15 protein-coding genes, 1 pseudogene and 1 other annotated feature (1 of these 17 running past the window's edge) are annotated in these 13,417 nt (G+C 33.7%); of the genes and pseudogenes, 13 read left to right on the forward strand and 3 right to left on the reverse strand.

Annotated elements, in window-relative coordinates:
• Positions 1-21, forward strand: a binding site (T-box leader) (it extends 188 nt beyond the left edge of the window).
• Between the two features lie 44 nt (positions 22-65).
• From AC0NJG_RS20565 to AC0NJG_RS20605, 9 genes and pseudogenes are all read left to right on the forward strand, one after another.
• Positions 66-1,064: a tryptophan--tRNA ligase gene (locus AC0NJG_RS20565; RefSeq protein WP_474063347.1), complete on the forward strand. Its 999-nt coding sequence runs from the start codon at positions 66-68 to the stop codon at positions 1,062-1,064.
• Positions 1,065-1,140: 76 nt separating this feature from the next.
• Entirely contained in the window at positions 1,141-1,290 is a 150-nt protein-coding gene (locus AC0NJG_RS20570; protein WP_087996259.1) for a hypothetical protein, read from the forward strand.
• Positions 1,283-2,041 (forward strand): ABC transporter ATP-binding protein, encoded by a 759-nt coding sequence (locus AC0NJG_RS20575; protein WP_474063348.1) that lies wholly within the window; start codon positions 1,283-1,285, stop codon positions 2,039-2,041. The genes AC0NJG_RS20570 and AC0NJG_RS20575 overlap by 8 nt, the downstream gene beginning before the upstream one ends.
• Complete coding sequence (locus tag AC0NJG_RS20580) at positions 2,038-4,527, forward strand: FtsX-like permease family protein (protein WP_474063349.1); 2,490 nt, start codon at positions 2,038-2,040, stop codon at positions 4,525-4,527. The genes AC0NJG_RS20575 and AC0NJG_RS20580 overlap by 4 nt, the downstream gene beginning before the upstream one ends.
• A 305-nt stretch (positions 4,528-4,832) precedes the next feature.
• On the forward strand, positions 4,833-5,396 hold the full coding sequence (locus AC0NJG_RS20585; RefSeq protein ID WP_060631613.1) for a maltose O-acetyltransferase: 564 nt from the start codon (positions 4,833-4,835) through the stop codon (positions 5,394-5,396).
• Positions 5,397-5,566: 170 nt separating this feature from the next.
• Positions 5,567-5,684, forward strand: a pseudogene (locus AC0NJG_RS20590) (MFS transporter); the annotation flags it as partial.
• Between the two features lie 136 nt (positions 5,685-5,820).
• A complete protein-coding gene (locus tag AC0NJG_RS20595) occupies positions 5,821-6,846 on the forward strand; it encodes an ROK family transcriptional regulator (RefSeq protein ID WP_143881341.1) in 1,026 nt (341 codons plus the stop codon).
• Between the two features lie 61 nt (positions 6,847-6,907).
• A complete protein-coding gene (locus AC0NJG_RS20600) occupies positions 6,908-7,288 on the forward strand; it encodes a VOC family protein (protein ID WP_173602041.1) in 381 nt (126 codons plus the stop codon).
• A gap of 99 nt (positions 7,289-7,387) precedes the next feature.
• Entirely contained in the window at positions 7,388-7,642 is a 255-nt protein-coding gene (locus AC0NJG_RS20605; protein WP_088328091.1) for a YbeF family protein, read from the forward strand.
• Between the two features lie 92 nt (positions 7,643-7,734).
• Here AC0NJG_RS20605 and AC0NJG_RS20610 read toward each other — a convergent pair whose 3' ends face one another.
• Both AC0NJG_RS20610 and AC0NJG_RS20615 read right to left on the reverse strand, forming a co-directional pair.
• On the reverse strand, positions 7,735-8,184 hold the full coding sequence (locus tag AC0NJG_RS20610; RefSeq protein WP_474063350.1) for an NUDIX hydrolase: 450 nt from the start codon (positions 8,182-8,184) through the stop codon (positions 7,735-7,737).
• Positions 8,185-8,201: 17 nt separating this feature from the next.
• Positions 8,202-9,041, reverse strand: a complete 840-nt coding sequence (locus AC0NJG_RS20615; protein WP_474063351.1) for a DUF2785 domain-containing protein — start codon at positions 9,039-9,041, stop codon at positions 8,202-8,204.
• 123 nt (positions 9,042-9,164) lie between these two features.
• On the opposite strand from AC0NJG_RS20615, the gene AC0NJG_RS20620 reads away from it, so the two are divergent.
• The 3 genes from AC0NJG_RS20620 to AC0NJG_RS20630 all read left to right on the forward strand — a co-directional run bounded on the left by AC0NJG_RS20620 (position 9,165) and on the right by AC0NJG_RS20630 (position 11,890).
• Entirely contained in the window at positions 9,165-9,887 is a 723-nt protein-coding gene (locus tag AC0NJG_RS20620) for a GNAT family N-acetyltransferase (RefSeq protein ID WP_474063352.1), read from the forward strand.
• A gap of 51 nt (positions 9,888-9,938) precedes the next feature.
• Entirely contained in the window at positions 9,939-10,778 is an 840-nt protein-coding gene (locus AC0NJG_RS20625) for a hypothetical protein (RefSeq protein WP_474063353.1), read from the forward strand.
• A gap of 89 nt (positions 10,779-10,867) precedes the next feature.
• A complete protein-coding gene (locus tag AC0NJG_RS20630) occupies positions 10,868-11,890 on the forward strand; it encodes a tyrosine-protein phosphatase (RefSeq protein ID WP_087996170.1) in 1,023 nt (340 codons plus the stop codon).
• A gap of 38 nt (positions 11,891-11,928) precedes the next feature.
• On the opposite strand, the gene AC0NJG_RS20635 is transcribed toward AC0NJG_RS20630, so the two are convergent.
• Positions 11,929-12,354 (reverse strand): DUF1648 domain-containing protein, encoded by a 426-nt coding sequence (locus AC0NJG_RS20635; RefSeq protein ID WP_087954870.1) that lies wholly within the window; start codon positions 12,352-12,354, stop codon positions 11,929-11,931.
• Positions 12,355-12,694: 340 nt separating this feature from the next.
• Here AC0NJG_RS20635 and AC0NJG_RS20640 point away from each other — a divergent pair, with 340 nt between their 5' ends.
• The gene (locus AC0NJG_RS20640) at positions 12,695-13,396 is read left to right on the forward strand and encodes a YjjG family noncanonical pyrimidine nucleotidase (protein WP_474063354.1); all 702 of its coding nucleotides are present in this window, start codon (positions 12,695-12,697) and stop codon (positions 13,394-13,396) included.
• Positions 13,397-13,417: the final 21 nt, after the last annotated feature.

Raw genomic sequence — 13,417 nt, forward strand, 5'->3', positions numbered from 1 at the left:
CGGGAGTCTCTCGTCCTTTTTTAAGGATGAGGGGCTCTTTTTATTTTGAGAAAGGAGGAGTTAGGATGAGTGACAAAATAATGTTAACAGGAATTAAGCCGACAGGCTATCCGCATTTAGGAAATTATATTGGTGCAATTAAACCTGCGTTGCAAATGTCAAAGAAGAATGAAGGGAAAGCATTGTATTTTATAGCCGATTATCATGCGTTAAATGCTGTGCATGATCCAGAGAAGTTCAGTAGTTATACGAAAGAGGTAGCAGCTACTTGGTTATCACTTGGACTTGGTGAAGACGTTATTTTTTACAGGCAAACTGAAGTGCCGGAGATTCTAGAATTAGCTTGGATATTAGCTTGCCTAACTCCGAAAGGGCTTATGAACCGTGCTCATGCGTATAAAGCGAAGGTAGAGCAAAATAAAGAAGCGGGTTTAGAGGTCGATGCCGGAGTGAATATGGGGTTATATACGTATCCGATATTAATGGCGGCTGACATATTACTATTTCAAGCTACGCATGTACCTGTTGGAAAAGATCAAATTCAGCATATTGAAATCGCGCGCGATATTGCGACGTATTTTAATCATACATTCGGCACGACATTTACACTTCCAGAGTATGTCATACAAGAAGAAGGTGCAATCTTACCTGGTCTTGATGGAAGAAAGATGAGTAAAAGTTATGGGAATGTAATCCCATTATTTGCGGAGCAAGAAAAACTACGAAAGTTAATATTTAAAATCAAAACAGATTCTTCACTTCCAAATGAACCGAAAGAACTAGAAACGTTATTTACGATTTATAAAGAATTTGCGACAGAGGATGAAATGCAGTTGTTACGTGAAAAATATGAGACCGGAATCGGATGGGGCGATGTGAAAAAAGAGTTGTTTCGCGTTGTAGACCGTGAGTTAGCTGCACCTCGGGAGAAATATGCTATGTATATGAATGAACCGAATTTATTATATGAAGCGTTGGAAAAAGGTGCTGAGCGGGCGCGGGCTATTGCGAAGGTAAATTTAACAGAAATTAAGAAACAGATTGGATTTGAGAGGGAGCGCTGAGCGTTCCCTTATTTTTTTACAAAAAAAACGAACGAAATTTCAATTTGTTACCAATATAGATTGAGGAGGGATAGAAATGATTACAACTCTCGAGTTAAAAGTGTTGTTATTCCAAATAGGAACAGAAATTGTACCACCTAGTAATCTAAAAGAAAAAATTTTAATTCAGGTTAATTTGGTGGAGGGAATAAAACTTAATCATGTTGAGGTGAATAAAGATGAGTGAAATTGTGTTAGCAGTTCAAGGTTTAAGTAAGACATATGAGAGTGTAGATACAAATGTTAGAGCCTTACAAAATGTATCTTTGGAGTTAAATAAAGGAGAACTCCTTGCCATAATGGGAACAAGTGGATCTGGAAAGAGTACATTACTAAACATTCTTGGTGCTCTAGATAAGCCTGATGAGGGGGTTATCTATGTAAATGGTGAAGTACCTGAAAATATGTTCATTGAACCGTATGCGACAGAGTACAGAAGGGATAACATAGGATTTATATTCCAGTCATTTCATTTATTAAAGGATTTATCTGTAGAAGAAAATATTGCGTTACCTCTCATATTATCAACTGATTCAGAAGAGGAAATACGAGAAAAAACAAATAAAATATTAGATGTTCTAGGTTTAGTAAATTGGAAAAAACATCGACCAGTACAGCTTTCTGGGGGACAACAACAACGTGTTGCAATTGGTAGGGCGTTAATAACATCTCCTCCAATCGTCCTTGCAGATGAACCAACTGGAAATTTAGATTTCAATACGTCTAATGATATTTTACGGGTACTAGTCGATATGAAACAAAGATTCAATCAAAGTATGATTCTTGTTACTCATGATCCTCACATTGCTACGTATGCAGATCGGGTTCTCTTCTTTCATGACGGAGAAATTGTTGATGATTATACATGTTCTCATGGAGTAAATGATATGAATATCATTTTAGAAAAATTTAAAAAATTAATGGAGAAATCAAAATGATAAAATCAGTACGAGGATTAAGTTTACGTTTTTTTAAGACGAATAAATTTACTGCTATTTCTTCTATCGTTAGCGTTATGTTGGCCGTTTCTCTAATTGTTACGATGATTGTATTTTCGAGTCATGCGAAGCAGTTTGTTATAAATGAAGTTAAAAGTTTATATGGAGATATGGATTTATCTGTTGGATATAACCCTGATCAAAATAAAGTGATCGATAAATCTTTATTACAAAATATTAAGGAACAAGAAAATATTGAATACATGTCAAAAGTATTCGTAAATCATTTGCAAGTGAATAAATTGAATGCAAGTATTTATACGGTAGGTGTTCAAAATGATATGTTATCTAAAAGTCGATATCACTTTTCTAAAAATTTATCAAATGAGGAAGTAACATTAAATGATGGATTAGCGGAAACTTTACAAGTAAAGGTTGGAGAAAAGGTTGAAATAGAAAATAAATCATATGTAGTAAAAGAAGTGTTACCTGATATAGAAGCTGGAGGTTCAGCTCCAGACATACTCATTTTATCGGAAGGTGCGTTGAAACAGCACGTATATGAAAAAACGGGTAAACACAATGAAGCTACTTATTTGTTAATAAAAGCAAAAGAGAATGCAGATGTACTAGCATTATCTAAACAAATTCATAAAATAGACAAAGAATTAAGAATCGATATTGCGGAGGAAGACGAGTTTTTAAAAAGTAATTTAGCATCATTACATATTTTTATAATCGTTTTATCTACATTAATACTTATTATTACTGCGTTATTATTAATGTCTAATTTTGAAGTGTTTTTATATAAATATAAAAGTCAATTTGCTATTATGCGATCAATGGGAGCAACAACGAAACAACTGTTTAAAGTTATATTTATTCAATGTAGTGTAATTAATTTCTTTGGTGGAATATTTGGTTTGTTACTAGCTGTAATAAGTAACCGTTTTTTACAAAGTTGGCCAGAGCATGTATTTGCTTTTCAAATTAATTCAATAAGTTTTGACTATGAAATAGCAATTGTAACAGTGATTTATAGTATCTTTTTCATTGAATTGTTTATGATATATCCTTCATACAGAAGTTCGAAAATATTGCCAGTAAAGCTTATGCGGGAGAATGAAGAATCCGATTTTTCTAATAAAAAAACACGCAGTATTATGGGGAAATTCCTTTTAATGAGTAGCGTATTTTTAACTGTTTTAGGTGGGTTTGTAGCAAATACGGGAGATACGCAGGCAATAGTGATATTAATAGGAGCTATATTTCTCGTTTTAGGAGTATATATTTTATTTCCGACGTATCTCTCTTCGATATTAATAGCATGTCTACCTATAATGAAAAAAATATTTGGAAGGAATACATTTGTTGCTATTAAAAATGTAATTCCGCAAGTAAGAAAAAATACATTTGTTATCTTAATGATAAGTACAATGATGGTGATAGTCGTCTTCGGGTCCACTATATTTAAAACGATGCAAAAAAATAATGAAAGATATTTACAACGAGAATTTCCAACACATATTGTTGTGGAAAATCGTTTGAATAATGATTCAACAATTTCCTCACCTCATATACAAAATATATTTAAAGAAATAAGTAGTGTAAAAGGAGCTAGTACGATTAGTACGAACTCACTGGCAGAATTAAAGCAAGGTGAAACATATATTACTTTTGACTATAATTTAGGTGATGTAAAGGAAATGGAAAAGCAAGGGTTACTGCCAGAAGTACCTGCAAATTTAGAGAATAGTATAATTGTTACAGAAGAGTTAGCGGGGCGATATAAACTTCATGTAGGGGATATCGTTCAATTGGGTCTATTTTCAGAACAGGAACAAAAGGTTAGACCGACTGGTAAGGTAGAAGTTGGATTAATTGTTAACGAGCTACCGAATTCTCCTTCGGTACTCATGGATTGGAGTAATGTAACATATAAACAAGATTATACAGTTTTTGAGCGTGCATTTATTAGTTCAAATAATGAGAGAGAGACGTTGGAGCAATTAAAGAAAGTGAAAGGTCAATATCCACAATTAAAAATAAGTAGTTATACTCAATCATTAAAACAATCTAATTTAATGTTTCAGCAAAGGTGGTCCATTTTCATCGTTGTTATTGTAGTAATTTTGTTTAGTGTAACATTAGGGGTATGTAATACACTTATAAATAATATTCAATCTAAAAGAAAAGAGTTTGCTATTTTACGAGCAATAACAGTTAAGAAAAAAGGGATTGTACAAATTATTTTGACGCAAGTTAATGTATATGTACTTATTGGAATCGTACTAGGGGCTGTTATAGGAGCATTATTAACCTATATGGTAAGTATAATAGATCGTACACCTTTATTTTTTGATTTCAAACTTATCGTAACGGTAATAGCGGGGATGTTTGGAATAGTCCTTATTATTTTTATCCCTTTTGCTAATAGAATAGGAAAAAGGGATATTGTACAAGAGTTAAATAGGGATAATAAATAAAAGAGGTTAACCCAAGTAGCTATTCAGCTACTTTTGGGTCAATCTCTTTTTTATTAACAATTGATTTGCATATTGGTGTGCTCATTCATAAATGTATAGTGCAGTATATTAGTTAAATGCCACCGAGTAATATCATTAGGTGAAGTAAGGAGTTCGCATTTCTTTTTCAAACTTATTAGTTGCATATGTTAAAAAGTATGCTACTATAGGGTTACTTATTAAACTTGTTTAATAAGTATAATGAAAGTCACTTATTAAAGGTGTTTAATAAGTAGGGTTCATTTGATTACGAAGGAGATGATTCTATGAAAACAGAAAAAGAAAAGATGTTAGCGGGAGAAATGTATATTGCAGATGACGAAGAATTAGTAGCTGATAGGGTGAAGGCAAAACGTTTAACACGCCTTTATAACGAGGCGATGGAGACAGGAGATGAGAGGCGTTTTACGTTGTTAAATCAGCTTTTAGGTTCTTCAGCTGATGGAAAAGCCCAAATTAATCCTGATTTTCGCTGTGATTACGGCTACAATATACATGTTGGAAAGAGCTTTTTCGCAAATTTCAATTGTGTGATTTTGGACGTTTGTGAAGTTCGAATCGGGGATAATTGTATGTTTGCACCTGGTGTTCACATTTATACTGCTACTCATCCTTTACACCCGGTAGAGCGGAATTCTGGCAAAGAATATGGGAAGCCTGTAAAGATTGGTAACAATGTTTGGGTTGGCGGGGGAGCTATTATTAACCCTGGTGTTTCAATTGGAGATAACGCTGTAATTGCTTCAGGGGCAGTTGTGACAAAAGATGTACCTAATAATGTAGTAGTTGGTGGTAACCCAGCTAAAGTTATTAAAACGATAGACTTATAGAAATCGTTTTTCATGGGTATATGAATAAACTGGTGTCGTATCGTATAGACAATGTGAAAGGTGTTTTATTATGAAGAAAAATAGTGCGGACAATTGTACAAAGACATTACTTGCTTCTTGAAACGCTCTTTTTCTCTTATTTGTTTTTCCAGGTTTTTCGTTTGCTGTAAGTTTCTATCATCGGTTATACAGCCTTTTTAGTCGGCTGGTATACTAGGGGAATCATTCGGAACACGTAATACCTTGCTAGCTGTTTTATTATTTGCTCTGTTATCTGGAATTGTATGAATACATGAAGCGAAACAGAGAGTGCGTGCAGCGGAAATATATCATCTTTATTGCTTTAGAAAATGATGTATGATATATTGTCAACGCAACTTATTAAAAGTGTTTAATAAGTATGTTGATTAAGGTGGTGAGCAATTTGAGTGAGCAATTTGTTACTCAAAAATCGATTAAAGAGACGATCCTTCGCGGCATACGTACAGCTCTTTTAGAGCGAGGTAGTGCAACGAAAGTTGAGCTTAGTAATGCATTAGAAATTAGTTTTCCAACGATAAGTAAATTTATAGAAAATATGAAACAAGACGGTGAAGTCACTTTAGTCGGTTTAGATGATTCAAGTGGCGGAAGAAGAGCGAAACGATATGCTTATAATCCAGAATATATGTTAGGTTTAGCGATATTTTTAGAAAAAAATGAAACAAACTATGCAATTTTCAACTGTTTAGGGGAAGTAAAAGAACAAGGAAGTACTTCAAGTATGTTAATTGATACGGGCGTAAATCTATTATCTAAACATATTGAAGGTCTTATCGATACATTCCCGAAGATAAGCTCTATATCAATTGGTGTGCCTGGTTCGGTTGATAATGGTCGTATTTTTTATATTCCTGGATATGAAAAGTTCCAAAATTTTAATTTGAAAAGTCATTTGGAGGAACAGTTTTCTATACCAGTAGTAATAGAAAACGATATGAATGCTGCTGTGCTTGGTTATTATAAGACTGGAAACTATGACAATTCCTCTCTTGTATATTTATATTCAGGTCAAAATGGCCCAGGTGCAGGTATTATGGTAAATGGAGATGTCGTACGCGGAAGCACATTTTTCTCAGGAGAGATATCTTTCGTCCCGCAGTATGATAATAAAAATTTCTTGCAAGCTTTGAGAAGTGAAGATTCGAATAATCCAGAGGAATATAATATAGATGCTATTACTCGTTTAATAGCTACATGTATAGCTATTATTAACCCTCATGGATTCATCTTCTGTGATGATGAAGTAAACCAATTTGTAATAGATCAAATTGTAAAAAGTTGTCCGCAGTACATTCCGGCAGAACATATTCCGAAAATAACAGTGAGCAACTGGAAAGAAGATTATTTATATGGGCTAAAAAGCCTTGGACTTGATCTTATGATTACGAGAACAAATAAAGAAAATTAAATGTACTGGCAATGAAGCATCCAATTGCCAGTTGAATAACATAAAAGAAAAGGTGCCAATTATGAAAATTGAACATGTAGCAATTTGGGTGAATGATTTAGAAGGAATGCGTGATTTCTATAAACTGTACTTCGGTGGTGAAGAAAATAGCTTATATCACAATCCGAAAAAGCAGTTTGAATCTTATTTTATAACTTTTGAAGGTGGTGCGCGTCTAGAACTTATGAAGCAGGTAGGGGTAGATGAGAAAGTACAAATACAAACAATAGGATATGCGCATATTGCTTTTTCTGTAGGTAGTGAAGAAAAAGTGAACGAATTAACTAGTACATTAAGAGAAGCAGGATACGCTGTGTTAAACGGTCCGCGTACTACAGGGGATGGTTACTACGAAAGTGTAGTAAGTGATCCTGAAGGAAATCAGATTGAGATAACGATCTAACGTTTTATTTACTAAAAACGAATAAAAATATAAAACTTTGTTGTTCCCCGAATTGTTTTACAAGAAACCTATTATTTCTGCAGAAAGGGGGACATAACATTGAGTGAGTCAATTTTGATTTTCTGTATATATCCATTGCTTATTTGGATTTTTTCAATAGCTGTGACATATAAAATAGGTATATTTTACGTTATGCCAATGGTAACATTTCTTATTTTTCTTATGTTACATGTTACAGTGCACGATCCAGCATTTTTCTTTTGGGTTGGCATGTATACGATTCTTTCATTTATTGTTTCTTATATAACTATCCTTTTTGTAAAGGGATATAAAGTTGTAGAAAGAGAACGTTAATATCATTTTGGGGAAATAGTGATTTACGGTGAACGACAACAACCTCATTTCACGTTGTCATGATGTGAAATGAGGTTGTTTAATGTCTATTTTTAATTGGAGTGATGAAAATCGCGAAGAATCCCCTCAATGATTGGATGAAGAGTAATAGGCAATTCATCAAATGGGAAGAAGCGCAATTCTTTTGACTCAGTTTGATCACATTTAAGCTCACCGTGGAATTCTCGGCAAATATAAACAACGAGTACACCATGTACTTGATCGCCGTTTGGATAGATTTGAAAGAAATCTGGTCCTGAATATGTACGGAATAGTTTTGGATTTTTAATAATAAGTCCAGTTTCCTCATATACTTCTCGCTTTAAAGCGTCTTCTAACGTTTCGTTATATTCTAAGGCGCCGCCAATAATGCCCCAGCGGTTAAAGTCTGTGCGGAGCTGCAGTAATACTTCACCTTTTTCATTTACTATAATGGCGTGCGAACCTATTAAAATAAGTGGATGATTTCCTACTAAATTTCTCATGTCTTCAATATAACCCATGTTTTGACTCCTTGTTTTTAATAATAATTAGGAAGTTCTTTTAACATTCTTTCTGTTTTACGTGCTGTAAAGGCTAAGTTATGATCATCTTTCGTTCTGAAAAATAATGTGCGTAAAAAGGTTTTAATGTTGGCACATAAAATACAATACTCATTAAGTGAAAGGCGTTTTCTAATTTGAGGAAGCCTTTTTATTTTTTTATGAATAATAGAAATTAACTCTTCTTGCGGGAAGTCATGATACAGCATTGCTAGTAATGGCGTAACAATTCGTTCATCTTCGTTATTATGAAAAAGGTCAGATGGAATGAAGATTTTATTTAATAAGCAATGAATTAATTCTTCATACCATTCAAAGGTTGTATAAGAATTGTGAACAATTTCAGTAAAGGCATCAGATACGTGAGCAAGACAATGAGCCCATCCTTTATTTTCGATATAGCCTCGAAAATCTGTTTCTAAGTTTGTGTATGTAATGAGTTTGTTTTTTATTTCTTCGATATCCTCCTCTGTACAAAAGTAGTGCGAATTAGCGAATTGAAGTATTAACGCAAGTAACGAAACAGTGTAAGAACGTGTGAAAACCCCATCTGAATGCGTGGAGTAAATGTCACAATATAAATACTCATCACTTAAACAAGTTTGCAACAGTAATTTTAGTTGATCATCCATAAGGAATTCATGATGAATGAAATGTGAAAAACATTTATATATAAGTTGATAACGGACGTAACTATCAGTCGTTCCGATAAACTGAAGCATGTTCAAAGTTAACTCATTAATATCTATATGTTGCAGTTGCGTATAGTCATTTTGTTGTATAAGCTCTAACTGTTGTTGCAGCGCTGTAATATCCAATGGAGAACCTCCTCCGCACTTTAAAGATGCGATGTTTTCTAGTATTCTATATATTCAAGGACAATCCTGCTCATGCAAGGAGAACAAGTAGAAATTCGAGTATGCCATAGATGAGGGAAGTATATGATGAATAAAGAACAGTTAAAAAAACATTTTAAAATAAGAAGAAATGCTTCTTCTATCATGATAAAAGAAAATAATGCAGAGCCTTTTACGGAAGAGCAATTAAAGGAAATCGTGCAATATTGCGTTGCTGAGGCTGAAGAAGAGGGAATAGAAAACTTACATTTTGAGATTTCTTCGAAAAGCCCCAATTATAATATGTATAAAAAATGTTTTGAAACGTATTCTTTTGAATATGTTACTGAAAACATGATTGTATGTAAGGATATATATGAAGTGGAAGATGTAGAAAGTGAAATTGATTTTAAGTTGATTGAAGAAGTAGGAGAAGATGCTTTTTATTCTCTTTGGAACGAAATAACGGAAGAACAAGTCACTTATGATCAATTTGTAAATATGATGCTACAAGAAATTGGGGAGCAATGGAAAGAACATTGTTTAACAGTGAGTGTAGGTGAAGAGCTGATAGGAATTGTAATCCCTCATATTGAAAAGGGGACGTTAGAAGAAGGAAAGCTCATGTATTTCGCAGTCGCTCCAAATATGCGAAATAAAGGATACGAAGCAGCATTCTTTACAGGAGCAATGTTTGTTTTAAAAGAAATAGGAGCATCTTATTATATCGGTGAGACAAATGTGCAAAATGAGTGGATGAAGGATATTTTTGAAAAGAACGGATGTCAGCTGCTGAGTTCAACTGAGAGATATGTGAGAAAGTTTTAGAAGGATGAATGATGTATACTCTCGAACTCGTATAGCGGGAGGGGACTATATATGTTAAAACAATCCATGCATTCATTCGTTTTACTGTATCCACATGTATTGTTAGAAGGTTGGAAAGTTGAAAAGGTTTCAGAACGTTATGAAGGTGAAAAGTGGGAAACTTTTTGGTTTCAAGTTGTTACTCCAACTGGAATGTTTCGGGTAAAAGAGTTTTTTCTCGATATAATGGAGCCAGTATTTCCAGATACCTGTATTTCTCAAGTAAAAGGGGATTGTTTTCAATATAAAAAGCTTGTGTATTGGAAAGGTGTAAATTATAAAGGAAAAGAAAGTTACGTTACATCTATATGGAAAACACAAGTTGAAATTTCAGTTGATCATGGATATGTAAACCAAGACGAAATGGAACGATTTCTATTTGAATTACAACCGGTACATATGGAGTTTGCGAAAACGATATTACATACACCATTTCACTTATTAAGCTTTCAAGCTAAGAGAGGTGAAATGGGCGAGATAGGAAGATGTAGAGAGTGGAATGCTCCAGATGACGTATCCTATGTAAAATTGTCAATTCATGAAAAGCTGAGTTGGAAACTTGAATCGGTCGGTTTTGGAAATGATGAAACGCAGTATGTATACTGGGACGAAGATAATAAACTATATGCACTTTGGGTTTGTAGACATAAAAACAAAGCGTATTATCCTGTTTCTTCATGGACAATGAACTATGGCCCAAAACAAATTATAAACGGGTTAGAGTTTTATTCACACTCTGATCGCGGAACAGTTGTATACGAAGATTTAGGTAATGAACAAATCACATACGTATTTCGAGGGAATCCATGTACAAATTTTGAACAAGTAAAAGAACTTTTTGCCTGTTTGTAAGATAAAAAGAAAAATGAGAACGACAAAATAGATATTCCTATAATACAATAAAGAAAGATTCGATTATATGAGAAAGCGTTGGTGAAAGAATGGAGCAGCAAAGACATTGGTTACAAGCGACTGTAGAAAGAAATGAAGATAATACGTTACAAATAAAGTGGGAAAATCATATAGAAGAAGTTCGTATTTATTGGAGTACTTCACCAGATCATATTGAAGAAAATGGAGAATTACTTGCAACGGTAAATGGAGAATCATCATATACAATTGAAAACCCGAGCGAAAATGAGCGTCCATATTTTAGGCTAGTAGGTAGTAATGGACAAGCAGTGACAGTAGCTGAGCGTAGATTGCCATTACAAGGCGCGTTTAACTTTCGTGATATGGGAGGATATGAAACGACTGAAGGCCGTAAAGTAAAATGGGGCAAATTATACCGTTCTGAAGAATTAGCAGGATTAACAGAGTGGGATATTGCGTATTTACAACAGTCTGGTTTAAAGTTAATTTGTGATTACCGTACAGACTTTGAAGTGAAGCATAAGCCAAACCCAGAAATTATAGGTGCTCGTCAAGTGTGCTTACCAGTTATGCAAGACTTAGCGAAAGACTTAAATATAAATGAGTTTTTCCAAGTTGGTGACCTTTCTATGTTAGGAAAACCAGGTGAGTATCTTGTGAAAATGAATCAAGACTTCGTAAGTGGTAATGAAGCATTTGTGAGCTTCTTAAAACTTGCGCAAGACCCGGAAAACTTACCGTTAGTAAACCATTGTACAGCTGGAAAAGACCGTACTGGATTTGGATCAGCATTATTATTACTTTTACTAGGTGTACCAGAGAAAACAGTAATGGAAGATTATTTATTAAGTAATGGTTTCCGTGAAAAGTTAAATGAAAAAATGATGGCCTTTTTAGGTGCAAAACTACAAAACGATGAAAGTAGAGCGATATTAGGTGCGATGTTCGAAGCACGCGCTGAATATTTACAAGCTGCGATTGATGAATTAAAAAAGCAATACGGTTCAGTTGAAGCATATGCTGAAAAAGCTTTAGGATTTACGAAAGAGTCGTTAGAGGAAATGAAAGAGTTATTGTTAGAGGATAAATAATGGGGAAGGAGGCTGATTGGATTAGCCTCCTGTTTCTATTATAAAATTTTTCGTTGCCTTATAATTCCTATCACAATTGGAATAGCTGTTCCAATTAATAATATCGGTAAAAATAATTTACCAAAACCACCGCTCCAATTTAAAGCTATTGAAATTGTTTCAAATTGGATGAAAGCAAAAATAAGTAAACAGACATTTTTTAATTGATTAAGCATTTTTCTGCTGTTTAAATAAAACTGCTTCGCATTCAATTCATTAAATCTTTTTGGGTAGTTATGAACTTCTGGAAACTTTTCTAAAGTCTGCATTAAAAGGAGTATGAATGCTCCTATTCCTGGTAGAAGTAAAAGCTCCCACTTTGATCCCCAACGATCTACAGTACCATATGCGTTATAATGTGCGGGTACTTCCTCAGGTAATCTTCCCCAAATGATAATCAAAAAAATGATGGATCCAAAGAACAATGAATATCCAATTATATCTCCAACCCATTCACTTTTTGTTTTTGGGATTTTTATTTTAGGTCTTTCCCATGAATTTACTATATTTTTCCGCTCCCTTCCTATAAGAACTAGAGTAATACAGTTTCTGGATTGCCAGTTTATAATTTGAATCTATTATCCAAATTATCTCAAATTTATAGTATTTTCACAATTAATTATTTTTGAATAACATGACTCATGTGTTTTAAACAACTGTAAGATCTCTGGACAGCTGCTTTTCGTAAAAGAAAAAAATTCGACTTAAGAGACAATTAATGAGAAAATACAAGTTGTAAATAACGTACTAGTTGAGGAGAGCATAATGAAATATAAAGTTATATTATTCGACGTAGACGATACATTATTAGATTTCCCTGAAACGGAAAGACACGCATTACATAATGCGTTTGTACAGTTTGGTATGCCTACAGGGTATAGTGATTTTCTTTCGAGTTATAAAGAGATTAGTAATGGATTATGGAGAGATTTAGAAAATAAAATGATTACGTTAAGTGAATTAGCGGTAGATCGATTTAGACAATTATTTGCCCTTCATAATATAGAAGTAGATGCGCAGCAATTTAGTGATGCATACCTTGAAAACTTAGGGAAAGAAGTACATCTTATAGAAGGTGCAGTGCAATTATGTGAGAATCTACAAGATTGCAAGTTAGGTATTATTACGAATGGATATACAAAAGTACAACAATCTAGAATCGGAAATTCGCCTTTATGTAATTTCTTTGATCATATTATTATTTCAGAAGAGGTTGGTCATCAAAAACCAGCACGTGAGATTTTTGATTATGCATTTGAAAAGTTTGGGATTACGGATAAAGTAAGTGTACTAATGGTTGGAGATTCGCTCACTTCTGATATGAGAGGCGGAGAAGATTACGGCATTGATACGTGTTGGTATAATCCGAGTTTGAAAGAGAATAGGACAGATGTTAAGCCGACTTATGAAGTGGAGAGTCTTATACAGATTTTAGAAGTGGCTAAAGAAAAAGTAGCTTCATTTTAATGGTATTGATATATCTTCAGT

It is taken from the genome of Bacillus sp. SSR7, assembly GCF_055902415.1.

What these genes read in the sequence shown, in the direction of transcription:
- AC0NJG_RS20565 (WP_474063347.1), top strand. Translation starts at nt 66, where the DNA reads ATGAGTGACAAAATAATGTTAACAGGAATTAAGCCGACAGGCTATCCG.
- AC0NJG_RS20570 (WP_087996259.1), top strand. Translation starts at nt 1,141, where the DNA reads ATGATTACAACTCTCGAGTTAAAAGTGTTGTTATTCCAAATAGGAACA.
- AC0NJG_RS20575 (WP_474063348.1), top strand. Translation starts at nt 1,283, where the DNA reads ATGAGTGAAATTGTGTTAGCAGTTCAAGGTTTAAGTAAGACATATGAG.
- AC0NJG_RS20580 (WP_474063349.1), top strand. Translation starts at nt 2,038, where the DNA reads ATGATAAAATCAGTACGAGGATTAAGTTTACGTTTTTTTAAGACGAAT.
- AC0NJG_RS20585 (WP_060631613.1), top strand. Translation starts at nt 4,833, where the DNA reads ATGAAAACAGAAAAAGAAAAGATGTTAGCGGGAGAAATGTATATTGCA.
- AC0NJG_RS20600 (WP_173602041.1), top strand. Translation starts at nt 6,908, where the DNA reads ATGAAAATTGAACATGTAGCAATTTGGGTGAATGATTTAGAAGGAATG.
- AC0NJG_RS20610 (WP_474063350.1), bottom strand. Translation starts at nt 8,184, where the DNA reads ATGGGTTATATTGAAGACATGAGAAATTTAGTAGGAAATCATCCACTT.
- AC0NJG_RS20620 (WP_474063352.1), top strand. Translation starts at nt 9,165, where the DNA reads ATGATGAATAAAGAACAGTTAAAAAAACATTTTAAAATAAGAAGAAAT.
- AC0NJG_RS20625 (WP_474063353.1), top strand. Translation starts at nt 9,939, where the DNA reads ATGTTAAAACAATCCATGCATTCATTCGTTTTACTGTATCCACATGTA.
- AC0NJG_RS20630 (WP_087996170.1), top strand. Translation starts at nt 10,868, where the DNA reads ATGGAGCAGCAAAGACATTGGTTACAAGCGACTGTAGAAAGAAATGAA.
- AC0NJG_RS20640 (WP_474063354.1), top strand. Translation starts at nt 12,695, where the DNA reads ATGAAATATAAAGTTATATTATTCGACGTAGACGATACATTATTAGAT.